The sequence below is a fragment of the Streptomyces sp. NPDC085946 genome, assembly GCF_044540485.1.
In the GTDB taxonomy this organism is placed as follows: Bacteria; Actinomycetota; Actinomycetes; order Streptomycetales; family Streptomycetaceae; genus Streptomyces.
The window spans coordinates 94,238-112,564 of the sequence record NZ_JBITSF010000013.1; the positions used below are offsets into that span (position 1 = coordinate 94,238).

The 18,327-nt window shown below is 69.7% G+C and carries 15 protein-coding genes and 4 pseudogenes; 13 read left to right on the top strand and 6 right to left on the bottom strand.

What is annotated here, in order from left to right:
* Positions 1-181: 181 nt before the first annotated feature.
* The 3 genes and pseudogenes from ACIF8T_RS24870 to ACIF8T_RS24880 all read left to right on the top strand — a co-directional run bounded on the left by ACIF8T_RS24870 (position 182) and on the right by ACIF8T_RS24880 (position 5,011).
* Positions 182-3,304, top strand: a pseudogene (locus ACIF8T_RS24870) (Tn3 family transposase).
* Positions 3,305-3,440: 136 nt separating this feature from the next.
* Complete coding sequence (locus ACIF8T_RS24875; RefSeq protein ID WP_400038287.1) at positions 3,441-4,175, top strand: MerR family transcriptional regulator; 735 nt, start codon at positions 3,441-3,443, stop codon at positions 4,173-4,175.
* Positions 4,172-5,011, top strand: coding sequence for a hypothetical protein (locus ACIF8T_RS24880; protein WP_400038288.1), 840 nt, complete (start codon positions 4,172-4,174; stop codon positions 5,009-5,011). The genes ACIF8T_RS24875 and ACIF8T_RS24880 overlap by 4 nt, the downstream gene beginning before the upstream one ends.
* Before the next feature lie 222 nt (positions 5,012-5,233).
* Here the strand turns inward: ACIF8T_RS24880 and ACIF8T_RS24885 are convergent, their stop codons facing one another.
* Positions 5,234-6,802 carry a hypothetical protein gene (locus ACIF8T_RS24885; RefSeq protein ID WP_400038289.1) on the bottom strand — a complete coding sequence of 523 codons (1,569 nt, stop codon included), beginning with the start codon at positions 6,800-6,802 and terminating at the stop codon, positions 5,234-5,236.
* Positions 6,802-7,926, bottom strand: coding sequence for a hypothetical protein (locus tag ACIF8T_RS24890; protein ID WP_400038290.1), 1,125 nt, complete (start codon positions 7,924-7,926; stop codon positions 6,802-6,804). The genes ACIF8T_RS24885 and ACIF8T_RS24890 overlap by 1 nt, the downstream gene beginning before the upstream one ends.
* Positions 7,927-8,059: 133 nt before the next feature.
* Between ACIF8T_RS24890 and ACIF8T_RS24895 the strand changes: the two genes are divergently transcribed.
* The 7 genes and pseudogenes from ACIF8T_RS24895 to ACIF8T_RS24925 all read left to right on the top strand — a co-directional run.
* Entirely contained in the window at positions 8,060-8,470 is a 411-nt protein-coding gene (locus ACIF8T_RS24895) for a hypothetical protein (RefSeq protein ID WP_400038291.1), read from the top strand.
* Entirely contained in the window at positions 8,467-8,817 is a 351-nt protein-coding gene (locus ACIF8T_RS24900) for a hypothetical protein (RefSeq protein WP_400038292.1), read from the top strand. Before ACIF8T_RS24895 ends, ACIF8T_RS24900 begins: the two co-directional genes overlap by 4 nt.
* Positions 8,814-8,963, top strand: a pseudogene (locus ACIF8T_RS24905) (ATP/GTP-binding protein); the annotation flags it as partial. The gene ACIF8T_RS24900 and the pseudogene ACIF8T_RS24905, both read left to right, overlap by 4 nt.
* Before the next feature lie 212 nt (positions 8,964-9,175).
* Complete coding sequence (locus ACIF8T_RS24910; RefSeq protein ID WP_400038293.1) at positions 9,176-9,502, top strand: PadR family transcriptional regulator; 327 nt, start codon at positions 9,176-9,178, stop codon at positions 9,500-9,502.
* A complete protein-coding gene (locus ACIF8T_RS24915) occupies positions 9,499-9,855 on the top strand; it encodes a DUF1048 domain-containing protein (RefSeq protein ID WP_400038294.1) in 357 nt (118 codons plus the stop codon). The genes ACIF8T_RS24910 and ACIF8T_RS24915 overlap by 4 nt, the downstream gene beginning before the upstream one ends.
* 1 nt (position 9,856) lies before the next feature.
* Positions 9,857-10,183, top strand: a complete 327-nt coding sequence (locus tag ACIF8T_RS24920; RefSeq protein ID WP_400038295.1) for a DUF1048 domain-containing protein — start codon at positions 9,857-9,859, stop codon at positions 10,181-10,183.
* A gap of 90 nt (positions 10,184-10,273) precedes the next feature.
* Positions 10,274-10,684 (top strand): annotated as a pseudogene (locus ACIF8T_RS24925) (ATP/GTP-binding protein); the annotation flags it as partial.
* A gap of 126 nt (positions 10,685-10,810) precedes the next feature.
* On the opposite strand, the gene ACIF8T_RS24930 reads toward ACIF8T_RS24925, so the two are convergent.
* Positions 10,811-11,497, bottom strand: coding sequence for a response regulator (locus ACIF8T_RS24930; RefSeq protein ID WP_400038296.1), 687 nt, complete (start codon positions 11,495-11,497; stop codon positions 10,811-10,813).
* A complete protein-coding gene (locus tag ACIF8T_RS24935) occupies positions 11,494-12,792 on the bottom strand; it encodes a sensor histidine kinase (protein WP_400038297.1) in 1,299 nt (432 codons plus the stop codon). The genes ACIF8T_RS24930 and ACIF8T_RS24935 overlap by 4 nt, the downstream gene beginning before the upstream one ends.
* Before the next feature lie 220 nt (positions 12,793-13,012).
* Between ACIF8T_RS24935 and ACIF8T_RS24940 the strand changes: the two genes are divergently transcribed.
* The 3 genes and pseudogenes from ACIF8T_RS24940 to ACIF8T_RS24950 form a co-directional block, all read left to right on the top strand.
* Positions 13,013-13,705 (top strand): ABC transporter ATP-binding protein, encoded by a 693-nt coding sequence (locus ACIF8T_RS24940; protein ID WP_400038298.1) that lies wholly within the window; start codon positions 13,013-13,015, stop codon positions 13,703-13,705.
* The gene (locus tag ACIF8T_RS24945) at positions 13,702-16,122 is read left to right on the top strand and encodes an ABC transporter permease (protein WP_400038299.1); all 2,421 of its coding nucleotides are present in this window, start codon (positions 13,702-13,704) and stop codon (positions 16,120-16,122) included. The genes ACIF8T_RS24940 and ACIF8T_RS24945 overlap by 4 nt, the downstream gene beginning before the upstream one ends.
* Positions 16,123-16,223: 101 nt before the next feature.
* Positions 16,224-16,798, top strand: a pseudogene (locus ACIF8T_RS24950) (IS5 family transposase); the annotation flags it as partial.
* A 12-nt stretch (positions 16,799-16,810) separates the two neighbouring features.
* Here the strand turns inward: ACIF8T_RS24950 and ACIF8T_RS24955 are convergent.
* Positions 16,811-17,656 (bottom strand): PaaX family transcriptional regulator C-terminal domain-containing protein, encoded by an 846-nt coding sequence (locus tag ACIF8T_RS24955; RefSeq protein WP_400038420.1) that lies wholly within the window; start codon positions 17,654-17,656, stop codon positions 16,811-16,813.
* A 35-nt stretch (positions 17,657-17,691) separates the two neighbouring features.
* On the bottom strand, positions 17,692-18,327 hold the full coding sequence (locus tag ACIF8T_RS24960) for a GNAT family N-acetyltransferase (RefSeq protein WP_400038300.1): 636 nt from the start codon (positions 18,325-18,327) through the stop codon (positions 17,692-17,694).

An 18,327-nucleotide genomic window follows, 5' to 3' on the forward strand; every position in this document is an offset into this window, starting at 1 on the left:
CTCGCCTGTGAGGGCGGGGCGTCGTCCGCCCTTGCTGCCCTTGACCTCCGGCCTTGGGGAACATCGGTACAGCCGTTGGCGCTGAGAACGATCATGATCGGCTAGCACAGCGATCATCCCCAGAACTGGGGTTCGCCGAAAGATCGTCGATCACGGGTGGGGCCTGGCTACGGTCCGCGTCATGCCGGTGGAGTTCTTGACTGATGATCAGGCCGAGGCGTACGGGAAGTTCGCCGAGGAGCCGACGAGACCCGAGTTGGAGCGGTTCTTCTTCCTGGACGATGTCGACCGGAATCTGATCGCGCTGCGGCGTACGAAGCATCATCAGCTGGGCTTCGCTCTCCAGATGTGCACGGTCCGCTACGTGGGGCTGTTTCTGGAGGACCCTCTCGTGGTGCCGTGACCGGTGGTCGAGCACCTGGCCGTACAGCTCGGCATTCAGGACCCGTCGTGCGTGAAGCGATACACCGAGCGGCTGAAGACGGCGTACGAGCACGCGTGGGAGATCCGGGACGCCTACGGCTACCACCCGTACGAAGATGCGGTGTGGGGGCGGAAGTTCCGGACGTTCCTGCACGGCCGGGCGTGGACCCATGCGGAGGGGCCGGTCGCGCTGTTCAACCGGGCGGTGGGTTGGCTGCGGCGGAACCGGGTGCTGCTGCCGGGTGTCTCGGTGCTGGCCCGGCAGGTGTCGGAGGTTCGCACGATCGCGGAGAAGCGGCTGCACGCCACCGTGGCCAGGGCGGCTCACCGCGCGGGCCCTGCGCTGCCGGCGGATCTGGTGGCCACGCTGGCGACGCCGGAGGGCGGCCGGTACTCGGAGTTGGAGCGGCTGCGCCGGCCGCCGACGTGTACGACGGGCACGGCGTTCGCGCGGTCGCTGGAGCGGGTCGACGAGATCGGTGCGTTCCAGCTGGGGCGGTTGAAGCTGTCGCAGATCCCGCCGAACCGGCTCGCGGCGCTGGTCCGTTACGGGCTGGGGTCGAAGGCTGCGAGCCTGGAGCGGGCCGCAGAGCCCAAGCGCACGGCGATGCTCACCGCGGTGATGCGCCACCTTGAGGCCAAAGCGATCGATGAGGCCCTGGACCTGTTCTCGGTGCTGATGGCGACGAGGCTGATCAGCACGGCGAAGCGGGCGACGGACAAGGAGCGGCTCCCGACGCTGCCGCAGCTGGAGAAGGCGTCGCGGACCCTGGCGCGGGCGGCGAAGGTGCTGTTCGAGGAGCTGGAGCTGGTCGAGGCGCACGGCACGGATCTGGATGCGGCGGCACTGTGGCGGGCGGTGGAGGAGGTCGCGCCCCGGGCCGCGGTGATGAGTGCGGCCGTGCTGGTGGTCTCGCTGGTGCCGGAGGACGAGGACTCGGCGGCCGTCGCGATGCGGGCGGCGCTGGCCACCCGGTACAACACGGTGGGGCCGTTCCTGTCGCTGCTGGGCGAGTCGAAGGCGCTGGACGCGGCGACCGGCGGGAAGCGGGTGCTGGCCGGGGTGAAGCGGCTGCCCGCTCTGGCGCGGCGGCGGGTGAAGGACAAGCCACTGCTGCCGCGCGAGGTCGATGACAAGTTGGTGCCGGCCGCGTGGCGCAAGGCGGTGTATGCCAACGCCGAGCTGCCGCCGGGGGCCGTGGACCGGGACGCATACGTGGTGTGCGTGCTGGAGCAGCTGCACCGCGCGCTTCAGCGGCGGGACGTGTTCGCTTCTCCCTCGCACCACTGGTCCGACCCGCGCGCCCGGCTGCTGGACGGCACGGAGTGGGAGGCCGTTCGGGAGGACGTTCTGGCGGGTCTGAGCCTGGATATGCCGGTCGAGGAGCACCTGGCCGCGCTGGTAACGGCGCTGGATGCGGCGTGGAAGCAGATGGCGGAGCGGCTGGAGACGGCTGGGCAGGACACGAAGGTCACCGTCGAGGTCCCGCCGGGCGGCCGGGCGAAGCTGAACGTGTCCAAGCTCGGCGCGCTGGGCGAGCCAAAGTCCCTGACGTGGCTGCGGAGGCGGGTGGAGAAGATGCTCCCGAAGATCGACCTGCCGGAGCTGTTGTTCGAGGTGCACGGCTGGACCGGGTTCCTGGACGCCTTCGTACATCTGGGCGACGGCACAACCCCCATGAAGGACCTGACCACCTCACTGGTGGCCCTCCTGGTCTCGGAGGCGTGCAACATCGGCCTGACCCCGGTCATCAACCCCGCGCATGAGGCGCTTCACCGTTCCCGGCTGGTGCACGTCGACCAGTTCTACCTGCGGGCAGACACCATCGCCGCGGCGAACGCCGCACTGATCGAGGCGCAGGGCCAGATGCCGATCGTGCGGTACTGGGGAGACGGGCTGCTGGCCTCGGTCGACGGATTGCGGTTCGTCGTTCCCGTCCGCACCATCAACGCTGCCCCGTCGCCGAAGTACTTCGGGTTCAAGCGCGGCATCACCTGGCTCAACGCCGTCAACGACCAGGTCGTGGGCATCGGGCAGATGGTGGTGCCGGGCACGCCGCGCGACTCCCTGCACATCCTGGACGCCCTGCTGAACCTCGACGGCGGGGTGAAGCCGGAGATGGTCGCCACCGACAACGCCTCGTACAGCGACATCGTGTTCGGCATCTTCCGCGTCCTGGGCTGCAACTTCAGCCCCCGGTTCAAAGACCTGGACGACCAACGGTTCTGGCGCGCGTCCTTTCCCGGCGTAGAGACCGGCACGTACGGGCCGCTGGAGCCGCTGGCCCGCAACCGGGTCAACCTGAACAAGGTGATCACTCACTGGCCGGACATGCTCCGGGTCGCCGGTTCCCTGGTCACCAACCAGGTTCCCGCCTACGACCTACTGCGGATGTTCGGACGCGAAGGCCACCCGACCCCGCTGGGGCAGGCATTCGCCGAGTACGGCCGGATCGCCAAGACCGAGCACCTGCTCCGCGTCGTCGACCCGGTCGACGACACCTACCGGCGCCAGATGAACCGCCAGCTCACCGTGCAGGAGTCCCGGCACAAGCTGGCCCGCGACGTGTGCCACGGCAAGCGCGGCACCATTCACCAGGCGTACCGGGACGGGATGGAGGACCAGCTCGGCTCACTGGGCCTGGTCCTCAACGCGATGGTGCTCTGGACCACCCGGTACATCGACGCCGCCGTCGCCCAGCTCCGTGCCGAGGGCCACGAGATCCGGGACGAGGACATCGCCCGCCTGTCCCCGCTCAAGCACCGCAACCTCAACGTCCTGGGCCGTTACAGCTTCACCGCCTCCACCCCGGCTGGTGGCGCCCTACGCCCGCTTCGCAACCCGGACACAGTGGAACTCGACGAGGACGACGAGGGGTAGCGGGAGGGAGGCTGGCCAGATACGTGCGCTGGCGAGGCCGAACCACGCCGGTGTGTAGACGCGCTTGAACCGTTTTGCGCCCGACGATGCTTTCGCCGCTTGACCTTGACGCAACGGCAGGGTTTGTACTGGCGGCATGCGAATCGGAGAGATCGCCGCGCTCGTGGGGCTCACCACCCGGGCGATCCGGCACTACCACCATGTCGGGCTGCTTCCGGAGCCGGAGCGGCGCCCCAACGGCTACCGGGCCTACAGCGTCCGCGACGCCGTCCTGCTCGCCCGGGTGCGCCGGCTCACCGAACTCGGCCTCAGCCTCGATGAAGTGCGCGACGCCCTCGCCGACGATGCGGGGCGCGAACTGAGAGAGATATTGGAAGAACTCGACGCCGACCTGGCCCGTCAGGAAGCCGACATCAGGGAGCGCCGCTGCCGGCTCGGCGCCCTGCTCGCCGAGCCGCCCGGCGCGACCGGGCCCGTCTCACCCGCCCTCGCCGCACTGCTGGCACAGGCCCCCCGAACAGACTCGCCGAGCGCGGCCAAGGACCACGAGTACCTCACGCTGCTGGACGCCACCGGCACCGGTAACCAAAAGATTTTCGCGCTGCTCGGGACGCTGGTCGCCGATCTCGCGGTTGTCGAACTGTATGAGCGCCTTGACGCGCTCGCCGATGCCACCACCGACGATCCGAGGATCGCACCCCTGGCAGCTGACCTGATGGCAGCCGTCCCCGAGGAGCTGTTCGCCGCGATCCCCGAGGACGGGGTGGTCGTGACCGGGTTGAAGGAGGCGCTGCTCGCCGAGTACACCCCAGCGCAGGCGGAAGTCGTGGGCCGGCTCATGGAGGCTTTCGTGGAAAGGGGCCGGGGATGAGCGGCCGGGCAAGGGGCGTACGGGCGGCGCGGGTCGCGGTAGCCGCCGTACTGCCGGGGGAACTGGCACTGGCGGCCTGCCTGGTGGCCGGGGTCCGGCCGCCCGGGTGGGCCCTGGCGGGCGCCGAGGCGCTGGTGCTCGCAGTGCTGCTGCTGGAAGCCTGGGTGCTGCGCTCTCTGTACGTCGCCGCGCGCGCCCTCGGCGCGGATCGCCGGGCAGCGCGGCGAGCCGCCGTACGGGAGGCGGTGCCGGTGACGGTCCGCCGCCTGGTCCTCCACGAACTGCGCGCCCTCGCCTCCCTGGGGCGGTGGATCCGGCGCGGTACGCACGGGGTGCGCCCCGGGGACCTCGCTGCCGCGTACACCGGGCCCCAGACCGCGATGATGTACGGGCTGCTCTTCGTGATGGTGATCGAGACGGTGGGCCTGGCCTTCCTCATCCCTTGGCCGGTGGTCCACCGGGTGATCCTGGTACTCGACCTGTACGGCGTCGTCCTCGTACTGGCACTGCACGCCGCCTGCGTCACCCGACCGCACGTCGTGCGCCCCGACGGTTCTCTGCGGATCCGCTACGGAGCCCTCTTCGACCTCGCCGTACCGCCGGACGCGGTCGCCTCGGTCCGGGTCGACCGGCGCTATCCCGAGGGCGGTCTGATCGCCCTCTCCGAGGACGGGGTCCTCGACCTGATCGTGGGCAGCCAGACCTCGGTGACCCTGGAGCTGAACCGGCCACTCCCCTTCACCCGCCCGCTCGGCGCAACGGAAGAGGCCCACACCATCCGCTTCCATGCCGACGACCCGCGCGCACTGGTCAGCGCACTCCGTCAGCCCGCCTGAGCACACAGTTCGGTCCTCGCCACGACGTGGCGCCGGGCAAGGCGCGTCGATCGGTTGCACGTTCGACTTCTCGGCATTCTCACAAATGAACATCTGTGAGAGATCTGCGAGAGGCCCGGAGTGATCACGTCTCCGCAGGTCACCGTTCGCAAAAGTCCTTCCGAAACCGGCGTGTTGTGCGAGGCACTTCTGAGAGGCTGCCGCCATGGATCTCACGCCCGATCAGACAGCGGCGAAGTGCTCGCGCGGCATCTGGCGGAACTGCCGCGCGAAGAAGGCTTTCAGCCGCAGCAGATTCGGCAGGTGACGCGGGGCGAACAGCGCCAGCGGGCAGAGCAGGCAGACCCATGGCCGGGCCGGAGACGGCTGCCCCTTCGGTCCGTGCAGGCCGGCGAAGTGGTCGGCGCAGGCCCCGCTGAACACGTCCCGCTCACCCGACAGCAACTCAGTCAAGGCGCCCTCGGCCAGGCCCAGGCGGCGTACTTCCTCAGGCAGCCCGACGGCGCTGGCCGCCTCGTCGACGACCAGCGGGGCACTCGCGCGCCGCAGTAGATCGCCCTGCGCGTCCCGGGCGATCTCCTCGACCACCGCCTTCTGCGCCGGGGTCGAGGCCGACATGTAGTGATCACCCTCGACCTGAGGCGAGTGGTTCGGATCGACCGTCGTCCGCAAGGACCACTGCCGCTGACCCCGCTGCGCGATGAACGTCGTCCGCAGGCGCCGGCGGTCGATGCGCAACAGACCGCCGTCATCACCGCGTAGATCACGGGCCTTGACCCACCCGCGCATCATGTACTCCTCGAAGGCCGCGCGGGCCAGCCTGCCTTGCCGCGTCACCAGCCACACGTGCTCGGCCAGCTCGGCCGGGGCATGCCTGCGCAGCAGGGCGCTGTGCTGCAGCCACTGCTCCAGCAGCCGCGACGCCCGTGGCGACAACACCAAGCTCTCGTCCGCCGTGCGGCCCTTGGTGTAGGACAGCAGCGTCGCCTGCCTCCCGGTCCAACGGATCCCGGACACCTCCAGCCCGGTCAGCCCGTCCGGGACGATGCCGGTCCAGGCCGCCAGCAGCAGCATGAAGGGAATCGCGTCCTTGTGGGACGGGAACAGCGCCGCCCTGGCTCGCTCGATGCCCCGGTGCCGCCCGGTGAACGTCCTCGGTGTCAAGCCCAGGCGAGCGGCGACCTCCGTCCGCGTCACCGGCACCATCCGCAGTATCAGCCAGGCCCCGTTCACCTCGCTCCAGCCACCGACTGCCGGATCCTGCCCGCTCTCGGCCAGTGCGACCATCGCCCGCTGTGCCTCCCCCAGGCGGCGCACCTCCCGCTTACAGAGGTCGATCAGCCGGTCCCATTCGGCCGGCGCGTAGGGCGGAAGCGGTCCGTTGAGGGTGGGGCGCGTGTAGTTCTTGCCGAACACCATCTGCCGCACCGGTTCCGGCAGCACCTGATGCCGGGTGTCCAAGGCGCGCAGGATCGTGCGGGTGCGGTATTCGATCAGGTAGTGCGAGCGCAACCAGAACGCCCCGAGCACGGCTCTGGTCAGCTCGGCCGCAGAACCGGTGAAGCCGTCCTCGGCGAGTTCCCGGACCATCCGGCGCAGGGTGTAGCTGAAGCTCTTCACCGTGGTCAGCTTGGCGAGCGGCCCGTGGGGATGGATCGAGGCGGCAAGGCCCTCGGTCAGATCTGCCGCCAGCTTCGGGTTGGGCAGGTCACCGATGACGATCACTGTCGACGTCCCGCCAGGCAGGGACAGCTTCAGCGCGAGCGGATCGCGCAGGGCTTCGGCCGGCATCAGACCTCCTCGGCGAACTCGGCGTCGGCCTCGGCGAACGCGGCCGCATCGATGACCGCGCGGGTCCTTTCCCAGGCCGCGCGGTAGATCCGGTGCACATCCAGGCGCTTGAGGTAAACCTCCGTGGTGACCACGCTGGAGTGCCCCAGCGGGTCCCGCAGGATCAGCAGCGGATCGGCTTTCAGCAGGTAGAGCGCCAACCCGGAGGCATCTCCGGTCGCCGCGGCGAGCTGGGCGGCCTGCCGGTAGTGGCCCTCCGCTAGCTTCTCCAGGGTGGCCATGGCGAAGGTGTGCCGGCATCGGTGCGGCGCGACGTCGGGAAACCGCGGCTCGAAGCGCTCACGGATGCGGCGGGCCGTGCGACGAAACGGCGTCCCCCAGTCCACGAACGGCCGCCCGTCGTAGCTCAGCGCCAGCAGCAGCGAGCCTCCCTCCGGGCCGACCAGCCGCAGCCGTTCCTCCGGCCGAAGCGCCGCCCAGCGTGTGCGCCAGCCGTTGACCCGGCCGCCGTGAAGTCCGCCTCCTCCACCACCAGCGGCCTCTCCGGCCGCCACGACCCTTGCGACATCTCCCTGTCCAGGGCGATGTAGGCGTGCACCGCCGCCAGCGAGGCGTAGTCGATCCACGTCGTGCGGAACTTCCGCCCCTTGGCCGCCAGCTCCGGGACCACCCACGGGATCGGCACCTCGATCGGCTCGGCGGGCAGCGGCCAGGCCCTCCCCCTCGGCCCAGTCGTAGAAGCGGCTCAACGCCGTGACCTGCAACTCCCACGACGAGAACTCCAGCCGCTCGTCCAACGGCCCCGACAGTCGACGGTCCGGGTACGTACCGAGCGCGGCCACCAGCTCCTGCCGCGTACCGAACACCGATACACGGTGCCGCCGCAGATGCATCAGCCAGTCCCGGGCCGCCAGCGCGTACGCCCGCCACGAAGTCGGCGACGGCGCCCCGCTCGACGGCAGCGTACGAAGCCAGGCATTCACCGCCCGCGTCGCCCTGGGGCCGCCCTCGTCCTCGAACAGGAAGTCGTCGTCGAACAGCACCGGCATCCGCTCAGGGATCAACGGCTCGCCATCGAGCCCACAGGACTGCCAGCCCTCGGCAGAGAAGAAGTGCACCAACACGCGGCGGGACGGTACGTCCGCGACACGACCCTCATCAACTGCTAACCCCACGTCCGATCAACGGGAGTTGAGGAATGTGAGACACGCCAAGAAAGCAGCGACAATTTGGGTCCAGTCGGATTTCTGTGCCCGCGTGAAGGGCGCCTCCGACGACCATCCGGTCACCTACCAGGACCCGGTCACCGGGCAGGAGACCACCCACGGCACGGCTGATGGCCGCAAGGCGTGCCTGCTCCACTGCCTGACCTACACGGCCACGCAGGCGCTCGTGGCCGGGGCCGGCGCCCGCGTGCTCGGCATCAGGGTCCACCCGGGAGCCGCCGCGGCCGCGCTCGCGGTGTCGTTCAGCACCCACTACGCCGCGGACCGTCGGGTGCCGGGCAAGGGCCTGCTGGAGAAGATCGCCACCAAGACCGGTAAGACCAACTTCTACAAGCTCGCCGACTTCGGCATGAACGGCGCCTTCCACCCGGACTCCGCCTGGCACCACGGCTGGGAGACGGTCGCCGCCCTGATCGCCACGACCAAGGCGACCACCAGGTGACCGGCCGTTCCCGCACCCGTCTGGACCGCGTGCGTGCCTTGCTCGGCATCGCCCAGCTCGCCTTGCAGCAGATCCAGGACGACCTGACTGCCGACGACATGAACGGCGTCGAGCTCGCCGCGATCCTGCGCGAGCTCCACGAGGACACCGACGTGCCCGGCGGCTTCTTACCCGTGCTCGCGCAGCTGGTCGGCGCCGCCGCCCGCCGGGCGGAGCAGCTCGAGCCCGACCGCGACGGCGACGCCTCCTGCCCCCTGCATGAGGCCGCCGCCCTGCTCACCGACGACGCCGGGCAGCGCCTGCTCTGGGCCGCCCGCGCCCTTCACCCGCAAGGAGATTCCGTATGACCTCGCTGACCCATCCGCAGTTACCGCAGAGCGCGCTGATCGTGCTGATCGGCGCCTCCGGCGCGGGCAAGTCCACCCTGGCCCGCACGTGGCCGGCCTCGCAGGTCCTCTCCCTCGATTCGCTGTGCGGCTGGGTGAGCGACGACTTCTCTGTCAAGTTCAGCTTGTTGAGTTGAGACGGCCCGCCCCTCAGCTCAACCGATGACCGGGCGTCAGCGTTCGACGGAACCAGGTCCCTCGCCCAGCGATCGGTTCCGTGGTTGCGTCCACCGGAGACCTTGCCGTTCCACTACTCGGTGATACCGTATAGCGGTACTCGGTAGCACGTAGTACCCACAGTGGCTGAAGGGCACCCGCGATGGACGACCTGACGGAGATGTTGAAGGGCACGCTCGAAGGGTGCGTGCTCGAAATCATCGACAGGGAGGAAACCTACGGGTACGCCATCACCCGCCAGCTGAACGAGCTCGGCTTCACCGACGTCATCGAGGGGACCGTGTACACCATCTTGCTGCGGCTGGAGAGGAACGGGCTCGTTCAGGTGACGAAACGACCCTCCGGGGTCGGTCCGCCGCGCAAGTTCTATGCGCTCAACGACGCCGGACGCAAGGAACTCGCGAAGTTCTGGACGAAATGGCAGTACCTCTCATCACGCATCGACAGCCTCAAGGAGGGCGGGGGATGAACTTCTGGGAGAAGGTCACAGGCAGCGATCTCACCAGGGAATGGAAGGCGTTCGAAGTCCGGGCCGAGGCCCTGCCGGACGACTACCGGGCGGCGTGGGGCCAGATCATCGCCCACCTCTTCCCCTACGGGGATTTCACCGGCCGCAACCTCATTCCGATCCTCGACGCCGCTCTGGGGCTGCTCGAAGTAGCAGCGGCGGACGGGCAGAGCGTCCATGAGGTGCTCGGCGACGACGTCCAAGGCTTCTGCACCGCGCTTGCCGGCGGAGAAGGGGCCCGGACTTATCGCGACCGGTGGCGCGAGCAGTTGAACAGGAGCGTCGCGAGGAAACTTAGCCGGCTGGGAGGCTGACGTGAGCATCAAGGACATCATCGAAGGCAAGAAACAGTGGCGGGCGCACGTGGCCCGGGTCAAGGCCCTCCCGCCGGACTACCAAATCGTTTACAAGGAGATGCAGAAGTACCTGTTCAAGGTCGGACCGGTCAGCCTGTCCGACGGGTCCCTCCTCACTGGAATCGTCGACTTCTTCGAGGAGGGCGTCGCCGCAGGCAAGGGAGTTGTGGAACTCATCGGTACCGACGTCGCCGCGTTCTGCGACGGTTTGATCAAGGACTCTCCCACCTACGCGGATGCCTACCAGGAATCCATTCGCGGGGAGCCCGGCGCGACCGGGAAGTGACAGCCATCGGATCGGTTCGCGACACTGCCGGTTCCAACACGGTGGGGTTTATGGCGTCGTCTGCGTCGGCAGCACGCGCACACTCGCATGGGCCTGGGCGACCTGCTGCTCGTACGCCGCGTCTTCGGCCCGGAGATCCTGCCGCTGTGGCGGTGGAAGCCCGGCTCCGACGTTGCCGGCGGCGACCGGGTCGGCGAGATCCGCCTCGGCCAGCAGCACCTCACCCTCGCCCTGCGCACCAACGTCGACGGCGAGGGCGACATCGGATTCGACGTGATGGTGCCCTGCCCGCACGACGACGAATGCCCCGGCTACGCCTGGGCGCCCGCCTACAGCGTCACCTGCCTGTTCCGGGCGCTGGACGGCGACCTGGACGACAGCGAGGACATCATCTGCACCGTCCACGGCCCCAACACCGACGACGATCCGGACGACGACCTCAACGACCCGCAGAACACCGCCGACCACGAGGTGCACGAGCCGGAGGTGATCGGGGGATGACCGCCGAGGGCATTGTCACGTTGTCGGGCATGTGGGTATCTGACGTGGTGCCAGGGTGTGGCTGGCCCAGGGCGCTGTCACTACCGACGACGGTCCGCCGACGAACCCACTGGATAGATCACAAAGCTAGGCGCCCCCGCCCGGGGCGATCAGCCCCGTCTCGTAGGCGAAGACGACGGCCTGGACGCGGTCGCGCAGGTCCAGCTTCGACAGGATGCGGCCGACGTGGCTCTTGACCGTAGTCGGGCTGAGGAACAGCCGGGAGGCGAGTTCGGCATTACTGAGGCCCGTCGCGAGCAGGCAGAGCACCTCGAGCTCGCGCGGGGTCAGGCCGGACAGATCGCGGTGCGGGGCGATGGTCTGCGGCTCGTCGTGACGGGCGAAGCGCTCGATCAGCCGACGAGTGATCGTGGGCGCGAGGAGAGCATCGCCGGTCTGCACCAGGCGCAAGGCGGAGACCAGATGTTCGGGGGTGACGTCCTTGAGCAGGAAGCCGCTGGCGCCGGCCGTGAGCGCGGCGTAGACGTAGTGGTCGAGGTCGTATGTGGTGAGGATGATGACCCGCGTTTTGGCCGGGCCGGCGTCGCCGATGATGCGCCTGGTGGCCTCGATGCCGTCCATCTCCGGCATCCGGATGTCCATGAGGACGACGTCGGGCCGCGTACGGCGAACCGCTGCGACAGCCTCGGCCCCGTCGGCGGCCTCGGCCGCCACTTCGATGCCGTCCGCGGCCAAGATCATCTTGAAACCGGTGCGTACGAGGGCTTGATCGTCGGCGATGACGGCGCGCAGAGGTGGCCGGTCCGCGGTCATGCCGCGCTCCGCGGGATGCGGGCCGTCACCCGGTAGCCGCCGGTCGGCGTCGGTCCGGTCGTCAGCTCGCCCTTGTAGACGGCCAACCGCTCGCGTAGCCCCATGTGGCCACGGCCGTTGCTCTGCACCGGCGGGGAGTCCTTGGCGCCACCGGTGTCCGTGATTTCGATCTCCAGACAGGCGTCGGTGTAGTCGATGGCGACGGACGCCTGCGCGCCGCGCGCATGTTTGATCGTGTTGGTCAGCGCCTCCTGTACGACGCGATACGCCGCGAGGTCCACCCCCGGTGGCAGCGGATCCGGCGGCAGCGACACCCCGACGCTCACGGGCGTGCCGGCGGCGCGTACTCGTGCGACGAGCGCGTCGAGCTGTGCGAGCCCCGGCTGGGGCTCCAGGCCGTCGGGCTTCTCGTGGTCCGGGGCGGCCAGCAGGCCCATCACGTGGCGGAGCTCGGCCATGGCGGCCCGACCGCCCGCCTCGACGGCCAGCAGTGCCTCCTTCGACTGCTCGGGCGCCATGTCCATCACTTTGCGGGCCGCGCCGGCCTGGATCACCATCACGCTCACATTGTGGGTCACAACATCGTGCAGTTCGGCGGCAATGCGGGCACGCTCTTCCTCGACGGCGCGGCGCGTGGCCTCCTCCTGAGCGGCCTGCAGTTCTGTCACCCGGTCCCGGCTGGACGCCAGCCGCAGTTGCAGAAAGCGGACGAGGCTGGCCAGCATCCCTGCCACCAGGAGCACGAATCCCGGGCTGGACCATCCCGGGAGCACGGGTTCCGCGTTGCGGAAGGCGAAACCGGACAGCGCGGCGGCGATCACCAGGACGGCAATCGCCACTGTCCGGTAACGGCTGTATACGACGGCGCTGTAGGCGCCGATGACGCAGGCCAGGACGGTGATCCAGGAGGCGGAGCTGCCGATGGCCAGTGCTGCGCCCAGCACCACCACGAACAAGGTCAGCGGATACCGGCGCCGGGCTGCCAGCGGCAGCGTCGACAGGACGATCAAGGCCCAGGGCACGGAGGAGGGTTCTTCCTCCACGGGCACCTGACCAGGGTCGGGCGGCGAGGGCGGGGCCGGGACCCCGGTTCCGACGTCCACCGTAGGGGGGTTGATGTTCACCGGCCCGTCGCCGGGATAGCGCACCGCCACGAACAGGGCAATGACGGTCAGTACGAACGCCAGCACCACATCGGCGTGCACCGCTCGCCGGGACAGCGGAGCGGCCTTCGCCTCCGGGCGTAGCGCGTCGATGAGTTGCTGAGGCCAGCTACGGCGGTCTTCCGTCTCCATCCGTGCATTGTGCTGCGCTCTGCGCCCGGCCTGCGTCCGCCTGTCCGGCCAGGGCATTGCCCCGGAGGTCTACTTCTCAGGGATGACGCCGCGGCCGAATCCTCCGCGGGGAGGACCTGCTGTTGGTTCCGCGGCCGACGCGCCCCATACGCGGCACCTCTAGGTTCGCAGGACCGGCAACGGCATGTGCCTCTCAGGACCGCAAGGACGGACAACTCGTATGCATCAAGTGATCGAACTGGAGGGTGTGGCGAAGCGCTACGACAGCGCCGGCGCGCCGGCGCTCGGACCGCTCACGCTCAGCGTCGCCAAGGGTGAGGCCCTCGCCGTGACGGGCCCTTCCGGCAGCGGCAAGTCCACGCTGCTGAACCTTGTCGCCGGCCTGGACAAGCCGACCGATGGCGCTGTGATCGTGGCCGGCCGACGGATCGACCAGTTGAGCGAGCATGCCCTCGCCAAGTTCCGTCGCGAGCGCATCGGCATGGTCTTCCAGTTCTTCAATCTTCTCGACGACCTCGCCGTTACCGACAACATTCAGCTCCCGGCCCAGCTGACCGGGACCAGTCGGCGCAAGGCCGCGGCCCGCGCGGGTGAGCTCATGGAGATGCTGGGCATCCAGAAGCATGCCCGCGCCTACCCGGGTCGGCTGTCCGGAGGTGAACGCCAGCGGGTCGCGGTCGCCCGGGCGTTGGTCAACCGGCCCGCGCTGCTGCTCGCCGACGAGCCCACCGGTGCGCTGGACACCGCATCGGGCCACGACGTCCGCAATCTGCTGATGGATCTGCACCGCGCCGGACAGACCATCGTGTTGGTGACGCATGACCTGACGCTGGCGGAGGCGTGCGCGAGCCGCACGATCCACCTGGTCGACGGTCACCTCGCCTTCGACACGTACTCGCAGGCCGTCCGATGAGCCTGTTCGGTACCGGCGCGCTGGGCCGGGTCGTACGTTCCGGCGTCGGTCGGCGGCGGATGCAGACCGTGGTGATCGCCGTGGCCACGATGATGGCCGTGGCCTCGGCCGTGGTCGCCGGGTCGCTGATGGTCGCCGCGGCCGCGCCCTTCGACAAGGCCTTCAAGAAGCAGCAGGGCTCGCACATCACCGCGCAGTTCGATCCGGCCAAGGCGAGTGCGGCGCAGCTGGCGAGGACCGGGAAGCTGCCCGGCGTCGCCGCGAGCGCGGGACCGTACCCGTCCACGGCGGTCCGCCCGGTGGACCGGTCGGGCTTCCGTCTGCCGACGCTGACCCTGGTAGGGCGGTCCGGTCCTGGCGGCGCGGTGGACCGGGTGGATCTCAAGTCGGGCCGGTGGGCGCAGAAGCCCGGCGAGATCGTGCTCGACGCGTCGTTCGAGGGACCCGCCATCGGGATCGGCACCCCCATGAAGGCGTCGAACGCCAAGGACGCCCCGACCCTCTCGATCGTCGGCTTCGCCGTGTCGGCCAGCAAGACCGCCGACGCCTGGGCGGACCCCGCGCAGGTCGACGCGCTGGGATCGACGGGCAACCCGGTCTCGAGTCAGATGCTCTACCGCTTCGACTCCGCGAGCACGAAGCAGCAGATCCTCGCCGGCCGAGGGAAGCTCGCCGCCTCCGTGGGGTCCGGAGCGCTCCTTGGGACCCAGTCCTGGCTGGACACCAAGCGCGCCGCTGATCAGGGTGCGGCGGCGACCGTCCCGTTCGTGATGGCTTTCGGCGCGCTCGGCATCGTAATGTCGGTGATCATTGTCAGCAGCGTGATCAGTGGCGCGGTCGGCACCAGCCTGCGCAGGATCGGCATCCTCAAGGCCATCGGCTTCACTCCGCGCGAGGTCGTACGCGCCTACGTGGCCCAGGCGCTGATCCCGGCCGTCGCCGGCATCGCCCTGGGTGTAGTCCTGGGCAACCTCCTGGCAGTGCCGCTGCTGTCCGACACCGAGTCGGTGTACGGCGGCGTCTCGCTCTCGGTGGCCTGGTGGGTGGACGTCGTCGTGCCGGCCGCCGCCCTGGTCGTCGTGGGGCTCGCGGCGCTGATTCCCGCGCTGCGGGCCAGTAGGCTGCGCACGGTCGAGGCCATTGCGGTCGGCCGGGCGCCGCGCACGGGGCGCGGCCAGTGGGCGCACCGGGCGATGGGGATGCTGCCGCTGCCGCGGCCGGTGACCTACGGTCTCGCCACCCCCTTCACACATCCGGTACGTACCCTCGCGATGCTGCTCGCGGTGGCGTTCGGCACCGTCGCGACGACGTTCGCGGTGGGGCTGACCTCATCCCTGAACGCGATCGGCACCTCGCAGGACCCCGAGAACCGTGCCGCGGTCACGGTCACGACGACCAAGGCGATCGAAGTCGCTCCCTCGCCGCCGCCTCCTGTGGGGGGCGACGCGGGAGATCCGCCTCCCGTGGAGAACAGCGATGCGAGCACGTCCAAGAAGCCCAAGGCCGCCGACCCGGCTACGGTGCGGTCCGCCATCACGTCGCAGCCGGGCACGGAGTCGTACTACGGCAAGGCCCAGACCGAGGTCGCCGTGGCCGGGGTCTCAGGATCGGTCCAGGTCAGCCTCTACGAGGGCGATTCGCGCGTCGGCAGCTACGAGCTGCTCTCCGGGCACTGGATCACCGGCAAGGGACAGGTCGTGGTGCCCTCGCGCTTCCTGGAAAGGACCAGCACCAAGCTCGGTGACACGGTGCGGGTGGCCTCCGAGAAGGAGACCGCGAACCTGCGGATCGTGGGCGAGTCCTTCGACACGTCGGGCAGCCAGTTGGAGATCCACGCGGACATGGCCGACTTCAAGTTGGCCGAGCCCAGCACCTTCCTCGTCGAGACGAAGCCCGGCGTCTCCGCCGACGAGTACGCCCAGAAGGTCGCCGCGGTTGTACAGCCGCTGGGAGGCGACGCCACGACTGGCTCCGAGTCCGGGCAGGACGGCGTCATCCTCATCATGGCCGCGATGGCGGTGCTGCTCACCCTCATGCTGGTCATCGTGGCCGGTCTCGGCGTGCTCAACTCCGTGGTCCTCGACACCCGGGAACGCATCCACGACCTGGGTGTCTGCAAGGCGATCGGCATGTCGCCGCGGCAGACCCTGAGCCTCGTGCTCGCCTCGGTGGCCGTGATCGGCGTGTTCGGTGGGCTGCTCGGCGTGCCCGCGGGGTACGCGCTGCACCACGTCGTCATGCCGATGATGGGGCGTGCCGTGGGCACCAGCCTGCCGTCGCTTGTCCTCGATGTGTACGGGCCATCCCGGCTGCTTCTGCTGGGGCTCGGCGGCGTCGTGATCGCGATGCTGGGCGCGCTGATCCCGGCGGGCTGGGCCGCCGGGGCACGTACGGCCACGGCGCTGCGCACCGAGTAGCGCCCGGTGGAGCGCGAGCTGTTCGGGCGGATCCGCCAGGCCCGCGGGCTCGGGCTGCCCGCGCAGGCACAGGCGACGATGCCCCGTCTAAGGGCTGTCCGATGGGTCGTGTGACGCCCCTGCTGGGAACTCGTTCCGTGGGGCATGGGAGGGGAGATCTTTCGGATGAGGAGTGGGCTCGGCTGGAGCCGCACTTGCCGGTGAATCGCGGGCGGGGTGGTCGCTGGCAGTGCCACCGGCGGGTGATCAACGGGATTTGTTCCGGCAGCGGACCGGTCTCCCCTGGCGGGACCTGCCTCCCTGCTTCGGTAGTTGGAAGACGGCCCACGACCGTCATCGCAGGTGGTCGGCGGACGGCACGTGGGAGAGATTCCTGCGGGCCGTCCAGGCCGACGCCGAGGGCCGGATCGACTGGAGCATGGTCAGCGTCGATTCCACGACCTGCCGCGCTCATCAGCACGCAGCTGGCGCCTCCACCCGCGCACCGAAGATCCCAGGTCTGCGCAAGAGTCCGGCGCGTCACCGTCCCGATGAGGCACTGGGACGCTCGCGAGGCGGGCTCACAAGCAAGATCCACCTCGCCGGGGAAGGCGGGTGCCGCCCGCTCGGGTTCGTCATCACGCCCGGCCAGTGGGGAGACCCACCGCAGATGATCCCCGTCCTGGAAGAGATCCGGCCTCACCCTTTTTCAGTGCCCGGCACGGTCTGCTACTTCTCGGGTGATGTCGGCGTAGAGGCGGAAGAGGGCCGGGCGGGCTTCGCCGTGTTCTCGGTGATGCAGGGCGGTCCAGCACCGGGCGATGAGCTCCCGGGCCTGGGTGGCGGGCCATGGCTGGGGCAGGAGTTGAGGCGGCAGGAGTGGGTCGGGTTCCATGGCGCGAGTGAGTTCGGCGGCTAGTTCGACCGCGATGGTGAGGAGTGCGGAGGGGGAGAGCCGGTCGGAGCCGGTGAGCCGGGCGAGGCGGGGCTGGGCGAGGCGGCTGAGGCGGTGGTAGCGCTCGGCGATCTCCTGCAGGGGCCACAGCTGGCGGGCGAGTTCGGCGGGCTCCTGGGTGGCGCCCCTTCGCAGGTCCGTCGTGGTGAGGAGGGTGAGCGCGCCATGGGCGCCGAGGCGGTGGGCCGTTTCTTCGACGTACGGTTCCCAGGCGTTGGCGCAGACGTACAGTCCGCCCTGGAGCGGGGCGCCCCCGAGGTGGACGAGCGTCTCGCGCAGGGAGTCCCGGGCCGTGCGGGCCGATTCGGGCACGGCGAAGGCGGCCAGGTGCCAGACACCGTCCCAGGGCGCGAGCCCGGCGTCCTGCTGAAACGCGTGCCGGAGGAAGTCGGCGTTCGGGGCGAGGGTACGCGTGGTGTCTTCGGTGGCGTGCAGTTTCGCCTTGCGGCCTCGGCCCTCATGGGTGAACCGGCCTTCGGCCACGAGGCGTTTGATGCACAGCCGTACCTGCTGGTCGCTCATGCCGAGGGTGTTGGCAACGGTGTACAGCTCGTCCGCGCCGACGGTGCCGTCCTCGCGGATCAGCGCGTGGACGAGCATGCGGGTGGGGACCTCGATGTGGTCCGTCTCGGCGCTCACGGCCTTGTCGTTCCTCTCGTTCCGACGGGGCGGTGCATGGTGGTCACCGCACCGAAGCCCATCAGCCCGCGCAGGTACGGCGTGTGCTGGGTCCGTACGGCCGTGAAACCGCGCCGCTCGTACAGGGCTCTGGCGCGCGGGTTGGTGTCGATCACGTCCAGTCTGACCTCCCGGCAGTCCTGCTCCACCGCGACGGCGGCCACTTCCTCGATGAGCAGGCTCCCGACGCCGCAGCCGCGTATGCCTGGGTCCACGGCAATCCCGTCCATGACGAGCTGCCCGGGGGTCGGCTTGCGTTCGAACAGGGCGAGGGGTAGGAGTCGGTGCAGCCCCCGCAGGTGTCCGTACGCGCGCAGTACGGCGGCGGCCGAGCCGCCGGTGAGAGCCCGGCCGCCGAGCTGGTAGCCGGCGAGGCCGACGAGCTGCCCGTCGAGGAGCGCGCAGACCGCGCGGTCGGCGTTCAGGTGGGCGGTGAGGAAGGGCACCGCCTTGTCCGGCGGGTTCAGGGCGGGGCCGAGTTTGCGGCCGAAGGCGTCCCAGTACAGCTCCGCCGCCCGCTGCTCGGCTCCCGCTGGAACGCCCCGCCGTACCGTCACGGGCCCAGTGCCGGCACCCGTCGCGTCCAGTCCCAT

What these genes read in the sequence shown, in the direction of transcription:
- ACIF8T_RS24930 (WP_400038296.1), bottom strand. Translation starts at nt 11,497, where the DNA reads ATGACCGCGGACCGGCCACCTCTGCGCGCCGTCATCGCCGACGATCAA.
- ACIF8T_RS24960 (WP_400038300.1), bottom strand. Translation starts at nt 18,327, where the DNA reads ATGGGACTGGACGCGACGGGTGCCGGCACTGGGCCCGTGACGGTACGG.
- ACIF8T_RS24885 (WP_400038289.1), bottom strand. Translation starts at nt 6,802, where the DNA reads ATGCCGGCCGAAGCCCTGCGCGATCCGCTCGCGCTGAAGCTGTCCCTG.
- ACIF8T_RS24875 (WP_400038287.1), top strand. Translation starts at nt 3,441, where the DNA reads ATGCGAATCGGAGAGATCGCCGCGCTCGTGGGGCTCACCACCCGGGCG.
- ACIF8T_RS24955 (WP_400038420.1), bottom strand. Translation starts at nt 17,656, where the DNA reads ATGCTCGTCCACGCGCTGATCCGCGAGGACGGCACCGTCGGCGCGGAC.
- ACIF8T_RS24915 (WP_400038294.1), top strand. Translation starts at nt 9,499, where the DNA reads ATGAACTTCTGGGAGAAGGTCACAGGCAGCGATCTCACCAGGGAATGG.
- ACIF8T_RS24940 (WP_400038298.1), top strand. Translation starts at nt 13,013, where the DNA reads ATGCATCAAGTGATCGAACTGGAGGGTGTGGCGAAGCGCTACGACAGC.
- ACIF8T_RS24945 (WP_400038299.1), top strand. Translation starts at nt 13,702, where the DNA reads ATGAGCCTGTTCGGTACCGGCGCGCTGGGCCGGGTCGTACGTTCCGGC.
- ACIF8T_RS24935 (WP_400038297.1), bottom strand. Translation starts at nt 12,792, where the DNA reads ATGGAGACGGAAGACCGCCGTAGCTGGCCTCAGCAACTCATCGACGCG.
- ACIF8T_RS24880 (WP_400038288.1), top strand. Translation starts at nt 4,172, where the DNA reads ATGAGCGGCCGGGCAAGGGGCGTACGGGCGGCGCGGGTCGCGGTAGCC.
- ACIF8T_RS24910 (WP_400038293.1), top strand. Translation starts at nt 9,176, where the DNA reads ATGGACGACCTGACGGAGATGTTGAAGGGCACGCTCGAAGGGTGCGTG.